At 74.9% G+C, this 16,613-nt stretch carries 13 protein-coding genes; 10 read left to right on the top strand and 3 right to left on the bottom strand.

The window, feature by feature from the left end; all coding sequences use genetic code 11:
• The first annotated feature begins 5 nt into the window (after positions 1-5).
• Genes ZF1_RS14925 through ZF1_RS14915 form a run of 3 tightly spaced genes read left to right on the top strand, consistent with a single transcriptional unit; the run spans position 6 to position 3,936 of the window.
• Positions 6-1,562, top strand: a complete 1,557-nt coding sequence (locus tag ZF1_RS14925; RefSeq protein WP_482637559.1) for a lipopolysaccharide biosynthesis protein — start codon at positions 6-8, stop codon at positions 1,560-1,562.
• Entirely contained in the window at positions 1,559-3,616 is a 2,058-nt protein-coding gene (locus ZF1_RS14920) for a hypothetical protein (RefSeq protein WP_482637558.1), read from the top strand. Before ZF1_RS14925 ends, ZF1_RS14920 begins: the two co-directional genes overlap by 4 nt.
• A complete protein-coding gene (locus ZF1_RS14915) occupies positions 3,613-3,936 on the top strand; it encodes a hypothetical protein (protein WP_073574800.1) in 324 nt (107 codons plus the stop codon). The genes ZF1_RS14920 and ZF1_RS14915 overlap by 4 nt, the downstream gene beginning before the upstream one ends.
• A gap of 64 nt (positions 3,937-4,000) precedes the next feature.
• Here ZF1_RS14915 and ZF1_RS14910 read toward each other — a convergent pair whose 3' ends face one another.
• The gene (locus ZF1_RS14910) at positions 4,001-5,473 is read right to left on the bottom strand and encodes an NAD-dependent succinate-semialdehyde dehydrogenase (RefSeq protein WP_482637557.1); all 1,473 of its coding nucleotides are present in this window, start codon (positions 5,471-5,473) and stop codon (positions 4,001-4,003) included.
• Positions 5,474-5,537: 64 nt separating this feature from the next.
• Here ZF1_RS14910 and ZF1_RS14905 point away from each other — a divergent pair, with 64 nt between their 5' ends.
• Positions 5,538-6,737, top strand: a complete 1,200-nt coding sequence (locus ZF1_RS14905; protein ID WP_482637556.1) for an acyl-CoA dehydrogenase family protein — start codon at positions 5,538-5,540, stop codon at positions 6,735-6,737.
• Positions 6,737-7,798: an acyl-CoA dehydrogenase family protein gene (locus ZF1_RS14900; RefSeq protein ID WP_482637555.1), complete on the top strand. Its 1,062-nt coding sequence runs from the start codon at positions 6,737-6,739 to the stop codon at positions 7,796-7,798. The genes ZF1_RS14905 and ZF1_RS14900 overlap by 1 nt, the downstream gene beginning before the upstream one ends.
• Positions 7,799-7,808: 10 nt before the next feature.
• On the opposite strand, the gene ZF1_RS14895 is transcribed toward ZF1_RS14900, so the two are convergent.
• Entirely contained in the window at positions 7,809-9,554 is a 1,746-nt protein-coding gene (locus ZF1_RS14895) for a sigma-54-dependent Fis family transcriptional regulator (protein ID WP_482637554.1), read from the bottom strand.
• A gap of 122 nt (positions 9,555-9,676) precedes the next feature.
• On the opposite strand from ZF1_RS14895, the gene ZF1_RS14890 reads away from it, so the two are divergent.
• Positions 9,677-10,681 carry an alpha/beta hydrolase gene (locus ZF1_RS14890; protein WP_482637553.1) on the top strand — a complete coding sequence of 335 codons (1,005 nt, stop codon included), beginning with the start codon at positions 9,677-9,679 and terminating at the stop codon, positions 10,679-10,681.
• A gap of 27 nt (positions 10,682-10,708) precedes the next feature.
• The gene (locus tag ZF1_RS14885; RefSeq protein WP_482637552.1) at positions 10,709-12,328 is read left to right on the top strand and encodes a flavin-containing monooxygenase; all 1,620 of its coding nucleotides are present in this window, start codon (positions 10,709-10,711) and stop codon (positions 12,326-12,328) included.
• Positions 12,329-12,386: 58 nt separating this feature from the next.
• Here the strand turns inward: ZF1_RS14885 and ZF1_RS14880 are convergent, their stop codons facing one another.
• Positions 12,387-12,845, bottom strand: a complete 459-nt coding sequence (locus ZF1_RS14880; protein WP_346107315.1) for a pyridoxamine 5'-phosphate oxidase family protein — start codon at positions 12,843-12,845, stop codon at positions 12,387-12,389.
• 71 nt (positions 12,846-12,916) lie between these two features.
• Between ZF1_RS14880 and ZF1_RS14875 the strand changes: the two genes are divergently transcribed.
• The 3 genes from ZF1_RS14875 to ZF1_RS14865 all read left to right on the top strand — a co-directional run bounded on the left by ZF1_RS14875 (position 12,917) and on the right by ZF1_RS14865 (position 16,580).
• Positions 12,917-14,074 carry a type III PLP-dependent enzyme gene (locus ZF1_RS14875; RefSeq protein ID WP_482638707.1) on the top strand — a complete coding sequence of 386 codons (1,158 nt, stop codon included), beginning with the start codon at positions 12,917-12,919 and terminating at the stop codon, positions 14,072-14,074.
• A gap of 11 nt (positions 14,075-14,085) precedes the next feature.
• Positions 14,086-15,402, top strand: coding sequence for an adenosylmethionine decarboxylase (gene speD / locus ZF1_RS14870; RefSeq protein ID WP_482637551.1), 1,317 nt, complete (start codon positions 14,086-14,088; stop codon positions 15,400-15,402).
• Between the two features lie 194 nt (positions 15,403-15,596).
• On the top strand, positions 15,597-16,580 hold the full coding sequence (locus ZF1_RS14865) for an SGNH/GDSL hydrolase family protein (protein WP_482637550.1): 984 nt from the start codon (positions 15,597-15,599) through the stop codon (positions 16,578-16,580).
• The last annotated feature ends 33 nt before the right edge of the window (positions 16,581-16,613 follow it).

Here is a 16,613-nt window from a genome sequence, read left to right as displayed (position 1 = left end):
TCCCGGTGAGGCCGGTCGGGCCGGCGCGTCCCCGCCCCGCCGCGGGTACGTCCGGTCCCGGCCCCGTCCCCGGACCGCAGGCGGCGGGTGTCGACCCGGACGCCCCGACCCAGCGTCTCGCCACCGCCCACGCGCGGGCGCACTCGCGCCGCAACGCCGAGCAGCACACCGAGTACCTGCCGCCGCTGGTCGGGCTGCGCGGGCCCGGCGAGAACCCGCCGACCCCGCCGCCCACCCCGCCGCCCGGACCGGGCGGCGGAGACGGCGGCGGTGAGGACGGCGAGCAGGTCCCGGACCGCAACGGCGGCATCGGCGACGGCATCGCCCTGACCCTGTGCTCGGGCTTCGGCTCGGTCGCCGGGCTGCTCGGTGTGCTGATCGCGACCCGGATCATGCCGCAGGCCGAGGTCGGCCGGGCCTCGGAGTTCGTGTCGGCCTTCCAGCTGATCGGCGGCGTCGCCCAGCTCAACCTGGGACTGGCGCTGCTGCGCTGGCTCCCCGGGGCCGGCCGCAAGTCGGTCCGGCTCACCTTCGGCTCGCTGCTGCTGATCATGCCGCTGTCCGGGCTGATCGGCCTGATCTACGGCACGCTCGTGCCCCGGGTCGCGGAGGCCGCGGGTGGCGGATCGTTCGGCTGGGGTCTGGTCGTCCTGGTCCTGACCTGCGCCGGCTGGTGCGTGTTCGTCGTCCACGACTTCGTCATGGTCGCCATCGGGCGGCCGTGGGTGGCGGTGTGGCGCAACGGCACCTTCGCCGTGACCCGGATCGTGCTGCTGCTGGCACTGGGAACCACGCTCGCCTCCGAGGCGCTGGTGCTGTCCTGGGCGATCCCGGTGGTGCTGTGGATCGCCGCGGGCACCGTGCTGCTCTGGTTCATGGTGCGGCGCTTCGCCCGCGCCGCTGGGCCGGGCACGCTGCCGACGCGCCCGGAGATGATCGCGTTCCTGGCGCCGACCGCGCTGGCGCAGTGCGGCAACGCGCTGCTCTACAACCAGGTCCCGCTGTTCGCGAACTTCCGGATGGGCAACGAGATCGGCGCGGTCTTCTTCATCTGCTGGCAGGCGGTGACCGTCATCGACCTGGCCGCGACGTTCTTCACCAACTCCCTGACCGTGCAGACCGCCCGGGAGCCGCACCGCGCCGAGGAGTTCGCCCGCGTCGCCCGGCGCCGGATGCTCCTGCTGTTCGTCCCGGCGCTCGGGCTCGGCGCGGCACTGGGCTACCCGGTGCTGTCGCTGCTCGGCGAGGGCTACGCGCCCGGCGCCCCGGCGCTGGCCGTGCTCATGGGCGGCCTGTTCTTCCGGCTGATCGTCGTGTTCGAGCTCGCCCGCCGCCAGGCCGACGGCGACGGGATGGGCTACGCGAAGATCCAGCTGCTCAACACCGGCCTGGTCGTGGTCTTCGCCGGTCTGGTCCCGCTGCCGGACCCCGGAACCGCATCGGTCAGCATGACCATGCTGCCGGTCGTCCTCGGCTACGTCGGCGCGCAGATCCTCTGCGCACTGGCACTCAGATTCGTCCCGGCGTGGAACCGCCGGAGCACACCGGAGGTGAAGTCGTGACGTCGGAGACCCGCCGGACGGGCGGCCCCGACCCGTCCACCCGCGGCCACCGCGGCGAGGAGCCCGCCGTCGCGCGGACCCGCGTCGCGGAGGAGAGCGCGAGCGAGCGGACCCAGTTCGTCACGCCGCCCGGCCCGGACTCGCCGACCATGGCCGTCCGCGGCCCGGTCCCGCGCCCGCCCGGTGACGGCCCGCCGCCCGCACCCGAGACCGCCGAGCCGCTGTCCCCGTTGTGGGTCTGGGGCGCGCCGGTCCTGGCCGTGCTCGCGGTGCTGCTCCTGCCCGTCGCCGCCGCGACGACCGACCTGTCCGACCTGGACGGCTGGGGCCTGGCCCCGGCGCTGAGCCCGTTCGCGTGGGTCGCGCTGCTGCTCGCCATCGGCGCCTGCCTGCTCGAGCTCTGGTCGCGCCGCCCGCGCATCCCGATGCTGGGTGCCGCGACGGGGGTGCTGCTGCTGTGCTCCACCGGCCTGCCCTCGGTCGTGCAGCCCCAGGCCCGGTTCACCACCGCCTGGCTGATCTCCGGGTTCGTCGACGCGGTCGCCCGTAACAACGGCGTCCCGCCCACCGGCGTGGACGCGCGGTTCTACTGGCCCGCGTTCTTCGCCCAGTGGGCCTGGATCCGCGACGCCGCGGGCGCCGACCAGCTCGACACGATCCTGCGCTGGTACCCGCCCGCGGTCACCGCGGTGTGGGCGATCGGCGTCTACGCCCTGGCCCGCTCGATGCTCGGGGGCACCCGCGCGCCGTGGGTCGCGGCCTGGCTGTTCATCGGCCTGAACTGGATCGAGCAGGACTACTTCTCCCCGCAGGCGACCGCCATCGTGCTGCTGCTGACGGTGCTGACCTTCGCGCTCGGCCCGCTGGCGACCCGCCGCGTCGACAACGCCGGGGTCCCGGGCTGGCCACGGGCCCACCGCGGGGCGCCACCGCTGCCCCGGTGGCGGCGCTGGCTGGTGTCGGCGCTGACCCCGCCGAACACACCGACGCTGCCCGCCCGGCAGCTGCTGCTGATCTACTTCTGCGCAGCGCTGTGCGTCATCGCCGTCGCCCCGGCCCACCAGCTGACCCCGTTCGCCATCATCGGCCAGCTGGCCGTGCTGGCCGTCGTCGGCCGGTTCCGCGGACGCGGGCTGGTGATCGTCGCGATCGCCGCGGTGACGATCTTCGTGCTGATCGGCGCCCGTGACTTCTGGATGAACCAGATCAGCATGATCATCGGTAGCGGCGACGACGGCAGCGCCCTGCAGGCCGGTGTCGCGGACCGCTTCCAGGGCGACACGGGCCAGCTCGTCGGCAAGGGGTTCCGGGTCGCGATGACCGGCCTGACCTACGTCCTCGGCTTCGCCGGTGCCTGGGTCTACTGGCGCCGCCGCCGCGACCTCGTGCCGATCCTGCTGGCGATCATCCCCATGGGGATGGCGGTCGTGCAGAGCTACGGCGGCGAGCTGCTCCTGCGCGTGCTGCTCTACGGCCTGCCGATCCTGTCGATCCTGGCCGTCGACGCGCTGCGGGCCTTCGCCCGCGTCGACCGCAAGCGCGAACGGCTGCTCGCGGTGGGCATGGTGGTCGTCTTCGGTCTGCTGATCTTCATCCGCGGCGGTAACGAGGCCTACACCGACGTCACCACCGAGGACGTCCAGATGACCCGCAAGGCCTACGCCGAGGCGCCGCCCGGGGCGACGGTGCAGCCGTTGTCGACGGTCGGGCCCTACGCCCTGGAGGGCGTCGGCGAGAACAACAACATGGCCTCGGGCGGTCAGGGCTGCGCGGTCCTCGCCGCGGACCCGTTCCGCTGCATCGACCAGGTCCAGCCGCAGACGATCCTGTTCTACCCGGCGATCGAGAAGCAGGGCGTCGTCCTGAACGACCGCGAGCCGGGCTGGACGATCGAGATCCGCAACCAGCTCATCGCGTCGGGCCAGTACCGCGCGACCTACGAGAGCGGCTTCGACGCGATCCTGGTGCGCAACGAGCCGCTCCCGGCGCCGGGCGTCCCGGCACCGGCGACGGCCCCGGCCCCGGCGGCCGGCGGGGAGGTGCCGAACCCGTGAACGGATTCCTCCTGACCTGGCTCGCGTTCGGCCTGATGCTGGCCGTGTTCGCCGCCCGCGCCTGGGTGGTGGAGACCAGCCGTGGCCGGTTGGTCACCAGCGGGTCCGCGCAGCGCGGGCTCACCGCGGCCGCCGTCGCCTCGGTGGCGCTGCTGGTCGTGATGCTGACCCTCAACGGCGGCGTCGAGCTGGTCGAGCTCGTCTCGGGGGGCCGGGCTGACGTGACCCAGCCCGCCGAGCCGGTGCCCGGCCAGGACCCGGCGGTGCCGATCCAGCCGCAGGCCCCGGCCCCGGCGGCACCCGCGGCCCCGGCCAACTGACCGACCCGCGACACACGAGGGCCCCGGCGCCGTACGGCACCGGGGCCCTCGGTCGTGCGTGGGGTCAGCCGCTGTAGCCGATGGCCACGTACTTGGTCTCCAGGAACTCGTCGATGCCGACGGTGCCGCCCTCGCGGCCCAGCCCGGACTCCTTGACGCCGCCGAACGGGGCGGCCGGGTTCGACACCAGACCGGTGTTGAGCCCGATCATGCCGCTCTCGAGGTTCTCGGCGATGTGCAGCGCCCGGTTCAGGTCGCGCGTGTACACGTAGTTGACCAGGCCGAACTCGGTCGCGTTGGCCGCGGCCAGTGCGTCGTCGGCGCTGTCGACGACGGTGATCGGCGCGACCGGGCCGAAGATCTCCTCGTGGTTGAGCCGGGAGTTCACCGGCACGTCGGTGAGCACGGTCGGCGGGTAGAAGTAGCCCGGCCCGTCCTGGGCCTTCCCGCCGATCGCGACCGAGGCACCGGCGGCGACGGCGTCGGCGACCAGGTCGGTGACCTTGTCCAGGCCCTTCGCGTCGATGAGCGGGCCCACGTTCACGCCCTCCTCGGTGCCGCGGCCGACCTTGAGCGCGCCCATCCGCTCGGCGAGCTTCGCGGTGAACTCCTCGGCGACGCCGCGCTGGACGTAGAACCGGTTGGCGGCGGTGCAGGCCTCGCCCATGTTCCGCATCTTGGCGATCATGGCGCCCTCGACGGCGGCGTCGACGTCGGCGTCGTCGAGCACGATGAACGAGGCGTTGCCGCCCAGCTCCAGCGACGACCGCATGACCTTGTCCGAGGCCTGGGACAGCAGCAGCTTCCCGACCGGGGTGGACCCGGTGAACGACATCTTGCGGGCGCGGCCGTCGCGCAGGATCGGCTCCATCACCGCGCCGGCGTCGGTGGCGTTGATGACGTTCAGGGCGCCGTCGGGCAGGCCGGCGTCGGCCAGCACCTGCGCGAACGCGAGCATGGTCAGCGGCGTCTGCGGCGCGGGCTTGATCACCGAGGCACAGCCGGCGGCGACCGCCGGGGCGATCTTGCGGGTCCCCATGGCCAGCGGGAAGTTCCACGGGGTCACGAACACGCAGACCCCGACGGGCTGGCGGATGGTGAGGAACCGGGTCTGGCCGTTCGGGGCGACCTGGTAGCCGCCGTCGATGCGCACGGCCTCCTCGGAGAACCAGCGCAGGAACTCCGAGGCGTAGACGACCTCGCCCTTGGCCTCGGCGAAGGGCTTGCCCATCTCCAGGGTCATGAGCAGGGCCAGGTCGTCGATCCGCTCGTGGAGCAGGTCGTAGGCGCGGCGCAGGATCTCGCTGCGCTCCCGCGGCGCCATCGCGGCGATCGTGGGCTGCGCGGCGTGCGCGGCGGCGAGGGCGTCCATGCCGTCGGCGGGGGAGGCGTCGGCGACCTCGGTCAGCACCTCTCCGGTGGCCGGGTCCTCCACCTTCGCGGTCGCGCCGTTCTCCGCCGGCCGCCATTGGCCGCCGATGAACAGGCCGGTGGGGACGGCATCCAGCACCCTGCGCTCGTCAGCATTGGTGGTCATGCCCGGAACGTACCCCGGTGAGTCGGCCCATAGACACCGGCGGCGCCGGCGGGGCTGGGTCATGATGAGGCCCGTGGCAGCGACATCGACACCGGCAGCGGCCCTGCCCGAGCTCGTGCCCGACCCGGTCGAGCTCCCCGCCGGGCTGGCGGACCTGCGGGCCGAGGTCCGGTCCTTCCTCGACGACGAGCGCGGCGCCGCCCGCTGGACCCCGCGTGCGGACGTGTGGCTCTCCGGCTGGGACGAGTCGTTCTCGCGGCGGCTGGGGGAGCGCGGCTGGCTCGGGATGACCATCCCCACCGAGTACGGCGGGCACGGCCGGACCGCGCTGGAGCGCTACGTCGTCACCGAGGAGCTGCTCGCCGCGGGCGCACCGGTGGCGGCGCACTGGATCGCCGACCGCCAGATCGGGCCGTCGCTGCTGCGCCACGGCACCGAGGAGCAGCGTCGCGCGTTCCTGCCCGGGATCGCCCGCGGCGAGGTGTACTTCGGCATCGGCATGTCCGAACCGGACTCGGGCTCCGACCTGGCGTCGGTGCGGACCCGGGCGACCCGCGTCGACGGCGGGTGGCGGCTCTCGGGCACCAAGGTGTGGACCTCCGGGGCGCACCACGCGCACGCGTTCTTCGCGCTGGTGCGCACCGAGCCGCGCGACGACGCGCACCGGCACGCGGGGCTGTCCCAGTTCCTGGTGGAGCTGGACTCGCCCGGGGTGGAGATCCGCCCGATCCCGTTGCTCACCGGGGCGCACCACTTCAACGAGGTCCGCTTCGACGACGTGTTCATCCCCGACGCGCGGGTCTTCGGCGAGCTGGGGAACGGCTGGGCCCAGGTCACCGGCGAGCTCGCGTTCGAGCGCTCCGGACCGGAGCGGTTCCTGTCGACCTATCCGCTGCTGGCGGCGCTGGTCGGCGAGCTCGCCGGTGCCGGCCGTGCCGACGCCGGCACCCGTCGTCGCGTGGGGTCGCTGGTGTCGCGGCTGTGGACGCTGCGGGCCATGTCGCTGGCCGTCGCCGGGGCGCTGGAGTCCGGCCGGGCCCCCGAGCTGGCCGCGGCCCTGGTCAAGGATCTCGGTACCCGCTACGAGAACGAGATCGTCGACGCCGCCCGGCTGCTGGTCGACATCCCGCCGGACCCCGGCGCGGAGTCCGGGTTCGCCCGGCTGCTCGCCGACGCCGTGCTGCACGCGCCCGGGTTCACCCTGCGCGGCGGCACCAACGAGGTCCTGCGCGGCATCGTCGCGCGGGGGATGGGACTGCGCTGATGGCCCGCAACAGCGACCTGGCCGACCTGGCCGCCTCGATCCTCGCCGCCGGCTCCGACGACCGTGACGGGACCGGGCTGGACACGGCGGCCTGGAAGGCGTGTGCCGGGGCCGGGCTGACCTCGCTGACCGACCCGGACACCGGCGGCACCCTCGACGACGCCGCCGTGCTGCTGGAGGTCGCCGGCGCCGACGCGGCCCGCCTGCCGCTGGCCGAGACCGACCTGCTCGCCGGGTGGCTGGCCCGCGCCGCCGGGCTCGCCGTGCCGGACGGGCCGCTGGCCGCCGTCGTCACCGACGCGACCGGCGGGGACCGCCCGGCCGGGACCGCCGGGGGGACGGTGACCGGCAGCGGCGGCACGGCCGGCACGGTGTCGGCGGCCCTGACCCGGGTGCCGTGGGGGCGTTCGCTGGCCGCGGTCGTCGTCCTCGACGGCGACCGGGTCCTCGTGCTCGACACGGGCGCGGCGGCGGTCACCGAGGGCGCCAACCTCGCCGAGGAGCCCCGCGACGGCCTCACCCTCGACGGGGTCACGCCGCTGGCCACCGGTACCGCCCCCGCCGGGGCGGCGGCGGAGCTGACCCTGCGGGCGGCGCTGGCGCGGTCGCTGCTGCTCGCCGGCGCGGCCCGCGGCGCACTGGCCCGCTCGGTCGCCTACGCCGGGGAGCGCACCCAGTTCGGTCGTCCCATCGGCCGCTTCCAGGCCGTGCAGCAGATGCTCGCCGAGGCGGGCGCCGAGGTCGCCGCCGCCTCCGCCGCCTCCGCCGCCGCGACCTCGACCGCGCGGCGCGCGGGGTTCGCCGCCCCGGAGACGGCGTTCGCCGTCGCCGCGGCGAAGGCCCGCTGCTCGGAGGCGGCGACGGCGGTCGCACGGATCGCCCACCAGGTGCACGGGGCCATCGGGTTCACCCGCGAGCACGCGTTGCGGCTGGTCACGACCCGGCTGTGGGCCTGGCGCGACGAGGACGGTGACGAGGCGTTCTGGAACGACCGGGTCGGGGCGGCCGCGCTGGACGCGGGCGCCGACGGGCTCTGGCCGTTGGTGACCGGGCGGCCCTGAACGCCGCCGGTCAGGACACCCCGAACTCGCGCAGCTTCCGGTAGAGGGTGTTGCGCCCGATCCCGAGTGTGCGGGCGGCCCGGGTGCGGTTCCCGCCCGCCGCGCGCAGGGCGTCGACCACGGCGTCGCGTTCGGCGGCCTCCAGCAGACCGAGCTCCCGGCCGGCGGTGCGCAGGCGGTCGGGGAGGTCGGCCTCGTCGGCCGTACCGCCGTCGGCGCGGCGGGCCGCCGCCGTGACCATGGTGCGGAGCTCGGCCAGGTCACCGGGCCAGTGCCAGGCCCGGAGCCGGTCCAGGGCCGCGCCGGACAGCCGGGACCCCGACGCGGGCGGGGGCAGCTCCGCGAGCAGCGTCTCCACCAGCGCCGGGAGGTGCTCGCGGCCCGCCGCCAGCGCCGGGAGGCGGACGGTGGTGGCGACCTGGCCGAGGAGGGCGGGAGTGGTGTCGTCGGTGGGGTCGGCGTCGGCGGTGAGGACGAACGGGACGCCGGTCGCGGCCAGGTCCCGCAGGAGCGCCGGGCGCGGCCCCGGTGACAGGTGCACCCGCCGCAGGACGAGCCCGCGACCGGCGGCCAGCGCCGCGCGGGCCGTCTCCCACCACTCGGGCTCCCGGTGCGGCTCGACGACCACGGCGCCGTCGTGGCCCAGGCGGGACAGCACGCGGCGGGCGGTCCGCAGCTTTCCGCTGCCGCCGGGGCCGGTCACGGCGACGGTCTCCCGGTGGGAGACGGCCTCGCGGAGCCGGTGGTCGACCTCCGGGTCGTGGTGGAGCGCGGCTCCCCGGACGGTGGCCGGGGCCGCCACCGCGGGTGCTGCCCGGCGGGGCGCCAGCCGGATGCTGAACGCGGTCCCCCCGGTGCCCTCGACCGGGGCGACGACCGCGTCGTGCGGGCCGTCGGGCATCGGCACCCGCATCCGGCGTGGCCGGTCCGGGCCCCCGTCGCGCAGGAGGTCCCACAGCAGGGTGTGCAGGTCCGGGCCGGCGTGGGCCAGCGCGTGCCGGTCGGCCAGGACGGTGTCGGCGTCGACGACCAGCGCCCCGGTCGTGGCCCGCTCCAGCGCGAGGTAGGCCCGCACCAGCCTGCGACGGTGTTCGCCCGCCTCGTCGAGCAGCCGGGCCTCGATCTGGCGGCCGATGTCGGCGGCCATCACCGCCATGAGCGGGTGCACGTCGCGCACCGCACAGGCCAGCGAGAGCGAGCCCACCGTCCGGCCGGTCCCGGGCTCGACCAGCGGGGTGCCCGCGCAGGTGAGGTTCTCCAGGAGGGCGTTGTAGTGCTCGGGGCCCCGGACCAGGACCGGGCGTCGTTCGACCAGCACCGTGCCGATGCCGTTGGTGCCCACCGACCGCTCGGAGAAGTCCGAGCCCTCCACCGCGCTCGCCCGGTCCATGAGCGTGCGCTGGCGCCGGACACCGACGTGGCGGCGGACGATGCGCCCGGTCGCGTCGGACAGCACCATGGCCACCGGGACGTCGGCGAAGCTGTCCACGAGCCGCTCCAGCACGGGCGCCGCGGCCCAGCGCAGCGCGGTGTGGTCGTCGCCGGGGTCGGCGTAGCCGATGCGCTCCGGCGCCGTCGGCACCGCCTCGCCGATGCAGCGCCGCCAGCTCTGCTCGATCAGCGGCGGCACGCCCGCGTGGCCGGGCGGCAGCGCCAGCAGCCCCCCGTCGACGAGCGTCTCGCGGCTGCGCCGGATGCGCAGGCGCTGCCCGGCCGACAGGGCCGGCACCGCCGTGTCCTCGTCCCGACGCGTCATCGCCCCGATCCGCCCCTCGCCGCCCGTTGCGGACACGTCCACCGTGCCCCAGGTCACACCATCCTGGCCAGGGGGAGTGGCCGGTGGGCGTTCCAGAACGGAACACCCGCGGTGCCTCCGCGGTGCCCACCATCGACGGCCACGCCACCGCCGGCGCGGCGCCCGCCGTCGCTCCGGCCGACCGGAGGAGGACCGCGATGACGACGGCACCACCGACCCGCCCGACGGGCGCGTCCACGGAGTCCGACGCGCTGCGCGCGCTCTACGCCGACTGGTCCGCCGTCATCGCGGCGACCCCGGACCTGACCACGCGGCTGTTCCGCAGCATCTTCGACGAGTGGCACCAGGCCACCCGTGAACCCGAGGACGTGACCTACCGGGAGGAGTCGCTCGGGGGTGTCCCGGGGATCTGGGCGCTGCCGGTCGGGGCGGATCCCGCGCAGGTCCTGCTCTACACCCACGGCGGCGGGTTCGCCGTCGGCTCGGCGTCGAGCCATCGCAAGCTCGCGGGGCACGTCGCGCGGGCCGTCGGCGCCACGGCGTTCGTGGCGGACTACCGTCGCGCGCCGGAGCACCGGCACCCGGCACAGGTGGAGGACACCGTCGCGGTGTTCGAGGCGCTGCTGGCCCGGGGGACCGCCCCCGCGGACGTGTCGACCATCGGTGACTCCGCGGGCGGGAACCTGGCGATCGCCACCGTGCTCGCCCTGCGCGACGCGGGCCGACCGCTGCCGGGCCGGGTCGTCGCGTTCTCGCCGTGGCTGGACATGGAGAACACCGGCGCCACGCTCGTCACCAACGCCGCCTCGGACGCCCTGGTCACGGTGCCCCTGCTGGAAGGGATGATCGCCGGCGTCCTGGGGGAGGGGCACGTCGACCGGCGGGCACCGCTGGCGAACCCGTTGCACGCCGACCTCACCGGCCTCCCCCGGCTCTACGTCGACGCCGGGGGTGCCGAGGCGCTCCTCGACGACGCCGTCCGGCTCGCGGACCGGGCCCGGGCCGCCGGTGTCGACGTGACGCTGTCGGTCGTCGCGGGCATGCAGCACGTCTTCCCGTTCCTCGCCGGCACCGCGCCCGAGGCGGACGAGGAGCTCGCCGCCCTCGCCGCCTGGTACCGCGGCTGACCCCTCTACACCCACCGGGAGCACACCATGACCACGTCCACCACCCCCGATGTCGACGCCGTCGTCGTCGGCGCCGGGTTCGGCGGGATCTACATGCTGCACACGCTGCGGGACCGGCTCGGCCTGAGCGTCCGCGCCTTCGAGAAGGGCGACGGCGTCGGCGGCACCTGGTACTTCAACCGGTACCCCGGCGCGAAGTCCGACACCGAGGGGTTCGTCTACCGCTACTCGTTCGACCGGGACCTGCTGCAGGAATGGAACTGGAGCACCCGCTACCTGGACCAGCCCGACGTCCTGGCCTACCTCGAGCACGTCGTCGACCGGTACGGGCTGCGCCGGGACATCACGCTGGGCACCGAGGTGACCGCCGCGGTCTACGACGAGGACGCCGGTCTCTGGCGGGTGCGCACCTCCGGCGGCGAGACGGTGCGCTGCCGCTACCTGGTCAACGCCCTGGGGTTGCTGGCCCGCAGCAACATCCCCGCCCTCCCCGGGCTGGACACCTTCGCCGGGCGCACCGTCCACACCAACGCCTGGCCCGACGACCTCGACATCACCGGGCGGCGGGTCGGCGTCGTCGGGACCGGCTCGACCGGCGCCCAGTTCATCGTCGCGGCGGCCCCGCGCGCAGCTCACCTCACCGTCTTCCAGCGCAGCCCGCAGTACAACGTGCCCTCCGGCAACCGACCGGTCACCCAGGACGAGGTCGACCGCACCAAGGAGCACTTCCCCGAGATCTGGGACCAGGTGCGCGGTTCGGTCGTGGCGTTCGGGTTCGAGGAGAGCGCCGTCGAGGCGATGAGCGTGTCCGCACAGGAGCGCGAGCGCGTCTTCCAGGAGAACTGGGACGCCGGCAACGGGTTCCGGTTCATGTTCGGCACGTTCTGCGACATCGCGACCGATCCCGAGGCCAACGCCGCGGCCGCCGCGTTCATCCGGCGCAAGATCTCCGAGATCGTCGTGGACCCGGAGACCGCCCGGAAGCTCACACCGACCGACCTCTACGCCAAGCGCCCGATCTGCAACGAGGGGTACTACGAGACCTTCAACCGCGACGACGTCGAGCTGGTCTCGATCCGGGAGAACCCGATCGCGGAGGTCACCCCGGCCGGGGTGCGCACCGCCGACGGGGTCGTGCACGAGCTCGACGTGCTCGTCCTCGCGACCGGTTTCGACGCCGTCGACGGCAACTACGGGGCGATGGACCTGCGCGGCCGCGGAGGCCGCCACATCGACGACCACTGGACCGACGGGCCGTCGAGCTACCTCGGTGTGTCGAAGGCGGGCTTCCCCAACATGTTCATGATCCTCGGGCCGAACGGGCCGTTCACCAACCTGCCGCCGAGCATCGAGGCCCAGGTTGAGTGGATCGGTGAGCTGATCGGGCACGCCGAGCGCAGCGGCATCGGCACGATCGAGCCGACGGCCGAGGCCGAGCAGGGCTGGTCCCGGCTCTGCCGGGAGATCGCCGACGCCACGCTGTTCCCGAAGGCCGACTCGTGGATCTTCGGGGCGAACATCCCCGGCAAGCCGAACGCGGTGATGTTCTACATGGCCGGGCACAAGGCCTACCGTGAGGAGCTGTCCACCGTGGCCCGCGACGGGTACCGCGGGTTCGCGATGCACGGCTCGGGAGGCTCCCGGTGATCGCCACCGGTGAGGGGTCCGGTGCCGGATCCGGCACCGGACCCCGCACACCCGGTGATCACATCTTGCGGAAGTCCCAGCTGGTGATCTTCTCCGGGCGCAGCCGCAGCCACGCGTGCCGTCCGTCGATCACGACCTGGCCGCCGGTGTAGCGGGCGGCGAAGGCCTGCTCGACCCGCTCCAGCTCCGGGTTCGGCTCGCCGGTGCGGGGCACCTCGCCGACGACCTCGACGGAGCCGCGCAGCTCGACCCCGCGCAGCTCGGCGTAGTCGTGCCCGGCGTCGACGACCACGGCGATCCGCGGGTCGCGCTGCAGGTCCACCCAGCGCTGCGAGCGCGAGAGCGAGGTCAGCCAGAGCGCCTCGCCGTCCCACAGGTACCAGAGCGGGGTGGCGTGCGGGCCGTTCACGCCGTTGGTGGCGACCCGGCAGGTGCGCTCGGCGTCGAGGAAGGCGGTGACCTCCTCCGGGGTCATCGCGATCTTCCGGGCGCGGCGCTGCGGCTTCGGTGCGGTCATCGTCCGAACCTAGATCAGACCCCGGCCGGTGCGGGTGGTGCGGCCGGGGAGAGCATCACCACGTGCACGACCTGAGCCCCGCCCTGGAGCAGCTGCTCGCCACCGACCGTCCCACGCCGTACCTGGCGCTGGACCCCTCCGTCGCCGGCGAGCGGTACCGCGCGCTGGCCGCCGCGTTCGGCGACGCCCGGATCCTCTACGCCGTCAAGGCCTGCCCGGAGCCCGCCGTGCTGCGCGTCCTCGTCGCGGCCGGGGCCGGGTTCGACGTCGCCTCCCAGGCCGAGATCGACCTGTGCCTGGCCGCCGGTGCGGACCCGGCGACGCTGCAGCACGGGAACCCGGTGCGTGGCCCCGGTGCCGCCGCCCGGGCCGCCCGCGACGGCGTCACCCGGTTCGTCACCGACAGCGCCGAGGACGTCGACGCCCTCGCCGCCGAGGTCCCCGGCGCCCGGGTGCAGGTCCGGCTCTCGGTCGACGACACCGGCTCGGCGACGCCGTTCCACGGCAAGTTCGGGGCGCCGCCCGACGCCGCCGTCGCGCTGCTGGGGCGGGTCGCCGACCGCGGCCTGGTCGCCGCCGGGGTCACCTTCCACGCGGGCTCCCAGCAGACCCGCCCCGCCACCTACGCCGGGGCCGTCGCGCTCGCGCTGGCGACCGCCGGGCGGGCCGGGCTGCGCCGTCCCGAGCTCGACCTGGGCGGCGGCTGGCCGGTGGCCTACCGCGCCGCCGTCGCCCCCGCGCAGGACTACGTCGCGGCCGTGCGCGCCGCGGTGGCCACGGCCGTCGACGCCGGGCACGTGGACGGCGCGACGCTGCTGCTGGAACCGGGCCGCGCGCTGGTCGCCCCGGCCGGGGTGCTGCGCGCCCGGGTGCTGCGCGTGTCCCGCCGCCCGGGCGTGGACCACCGCCGCTGGGTCTACCTCGACGTCGGCCGCTACCAGGGGCTGGCCGAGACCGAGGGCGAGGCGATCGCCTACCCGCTGCGCGTGCCCGGGCGCAGCGGCCCGCGCGGACCGGTCGTCGTCGCGGGCCCCACCTGTGACGGCGACGACGTCGTCTACCGCCGCACCCCGGTCGCGCTGCCGCTGGACCTGGCCGCGGGCGACGTGGTCGACCTGCTCGGGGCCGGCGCCTACACCTCGAGCTACGCCTCGGTCGGGTTCAACGGGTTCGGCCCGCTCGAGGTGCTCGTCGCGGGGGAGGGGGCGTCACTCCCACATCCCGGTTAACGTGTCCGGACGTGTCATCCTCCACCTCGCCGATCATGTCCGTGCCCGCCGCCGCGGCCGGAGAACTGCATCCGGCCGTCGGGCTCGGGACGGGCGCACCCGCGCTGCCCAGCACGTCGTCACCGGTCGGCAGACACGTCCTGGCCGAGCTCGGTGGCATCGCCCCCGAGATCCTCGACGACTGCGACCGCCTGCGCAGCGACCTGACCGCCGCGCTGACCGAGGCCGGGGCCCAGGTCCGCCAGGTGGTCGTCGAGCGGTTCGAGCCGCAGGGGGCGACCGTCGTCGCGGTCCTGGCCGAGTCGCACGCCTCGATCCACACCTGGCCCGAGCACGGCGGCATGCACGTCGACGTGTTCACCTGCGGTGAGAGCGCCGACCCGGTCGACGCCGTGCGCCGCCTCGCCGAGCGTGTCGGCGCGACCGACACCGCGCTGCAGGTCGTGGACCGCGGCGGCGCCCCGCGCACCGTCACCGAGCCCATCTCGCCCGGCCTGACCCGGCGCTGGGACCTCGGCCGGGTCCACCACGTCGCGCACACCGGGTTCCAGCACGTCGTGGTCGCCGACACCGCGCACGGCGTCACCCTCTTCTGCGACGACGAGCGCCAGTCCACCGAGCACACCCAGCTCACCTACCACGAGGCGCTGGTGTGGCCCGGCGCCCTGCTGGCCCGCGAGCTGGACCGGGTGCTGATCGTCGGCTCCTCCGAGGGTGTCGCGTCGGAGATGGCGGTCGCCGCCGGTGCGAGCCGGGTCGACCACGTCGACATCGACGCCGAGGCCGTCCGGATCTGCGCCGAGTACCTGCCCTACGGCTACACCCCCGAGTCCCTCGCCGCGGCCGAGCGCGGCGACGGCCCGGTGCACCTGACCTACGGCGACGGTCGGCAGTTCGTCCTGGAGTCCGACGAGCACTGGGACCTGGTGGTCGTCGACCTGCCCGACGAGCGCCCCGACGAGCCCGACGCCCAGATCAACCGGCTCTACGAGGAGGACTTCGTCCGCGCCTGCGCGCGGCGGCTCACCCCCGGCGGGGTCCTGGTGTTCCAGGCGGGCAGCCCGGCGGTGTGGCGGGACGCGACGCTGCGCTCGGCCTGGCAGCGCTTCGCCGCGGTGTTCGGCGAGACCGGCGGGCGCGGGGTCTACATCGGCTGCGAGGAGCACGAGTGGGCCTTCCTCGCCGGTGTCCGCGAGCCGATGGACGACCCCGGCGCGGTCGCCGCCGGGCGGCTCGCGTCGATGCCGTCGCAGCCGGAGCTCTGGGACGCGACCGCGCTGCGGCACCGCCTGGTGGCACCGCTGTCGCTGCGCAGGCTCACCGACTGAGCGAGCCCCCGCCCACGGTGCGTGACGGGCCGGGTCGGACCCGGCCCGTCACGTGCGCCGAACGGGGCGTAACCGGTCGGCGACGATGATCGTTGGTCGGTCAGGACCGGCGTGCCCACGCCGGCGACGTCCGACCGGAGGTCCGAGAGCCCGTGCGCCGTGCCCGTCCGTCCCGGTGGCTCGCCGTGGCGACCATGACCCTGCTGAGCTCGGCGGGGATGAGCGCCCTCGCGCCCGCGCAGGCGGAGGCGCCGACCACGTTCGCCGAGACCACGCTGTCCGCGCGCAACCTCGACACCGCCCCGGTCGGGCGCTTCGTCGCCCTGGGCGACTCCTACGCCGCAGGCCCGCTGGTCCCGGTGCAGCAGGGCACGCCGTCCGGGTGCCTGCGCTCGAACCAGAACTACCCGTCGGTGCTCGCGCGCTCGGCTGGCATCGGCCGCTTCACCGACGTGTCCTGCAGCGGCGCGACGACCGAGGACATGACCGCCCCGCAGCAGGTCCAGGCCGGCCCGAACCCGCCGCAGCTCGACGCCCTCGACGGCTCCGAGTCGCTGGTCACCCTGACCATCGGCGGCAACGACATCGGCTTCTCCGGGATCATCGGCGAGTGCGTGCGCCGCTCCTCGGCGAACCTGTTCGGCGCGGCCTGCGAGGACTTCTACACCGCGGGCGGCACCGACCAGCTCGCCGAGCGGATCGACGACACCGAGTCCAAGGTCTCCGACGTGCTCGCGACGATCCGCGACCGGTCGCCCGCCGCACGGGTCGCCGTCGTCGGGTACCCGTCGATCCTCCCGGACACCGGTCCCGGCTGCTACCCGGTCATCCCGTTCAGCCCGGGTGACACCGCCTACCTGCGCGAGACCGAGAAGAAGCTCAACGCGATGCTGGCCGACGCCGCCCGCGACGCCGGTGTCGACTACGTCGACACCTACACCCCGACCATCGGCCACGACGCCTGCACGCTGCCCGGCGTCAAGTGGGTCGAGGGCCTGGTCCCGACCTCGCCCGCCGCGCCGGTGCACCCCAACGCCCAGGGGATGCGCGCGATGGCCGCGGCCGCCGGTGACGTGCTCGGCATCCGGGTCGCCCGGCCCACCTCGCAGCCGGTCCCGGGGGCGACCAACCCGGTGCCGACCGAGTCGCTGCCGCCGCAGGCCCGCACCGCGAACTGAGGTAGGGACCTCCGGCACGCGGTGCGTGTCAGA

The sequence above is a fragment of the Pseudonocardia sp. ZF1 genome (assembly GCF_056835605.1).
The sequence above is the reverse complement of the archived record's forward strand: the minus strand, read 5'-3'. Positions and strand labels throughout refer to the sequence as shown.

Bases quoted from the DNA above. Each gene is read 5' to 3' on its own strand.
- ZF1_RS14900 (WP_482637555.1), top strand. From the start codon at position 6,737: ATGGCCCGCAACAGCGACCTGGCCGACCTGGCCGCCTCGATCCTCGCC.
- ZF1_RS14905 (WP_482637556.1), top strand. From the start codon at position 5,538: ATGAGGCCCGTGGCAGCGACATCGACACCGGCAGCGGCCCTGCCCGAG.
- ZF1_RS14865 (WP_482637550.1), top strand. From the start codon at position 15,597: ATGACCCTGCTGAGCTCGGCGGGGATGAGCGCCCTCGCGCCCGCGCAG.
- ZF1_RS14880 (WP_346107315.1), bottom strand. From the start codon at position 12,845: ATGACCGCACCGAAGCCGCAGCGCCGCGCCCGGAAGATCGCGATGACC.
- ZF1_RS14895 (WP_482637554.1), bottom strand. From the start codon at position 9,554: ATGACGCGTCGGGACGAGGACACGGCGGTGCCGGCCCTGTCGGCCGGG.
- ZF1_RS14910 (WP_482637557.1), bottom strand. From the start codon at position 5,473: ATGACCACCAATGCTGACGAGCGCAGGGTGCTGGATGCCGTCCCCACC.
- ZF1_RS14885 (WP_482637552.1), top strand. From the start codon at position 10,709: ATGACCACGTCCACCACCCCCGATGTCGACGCCGTCGTCGTCGGCGCC.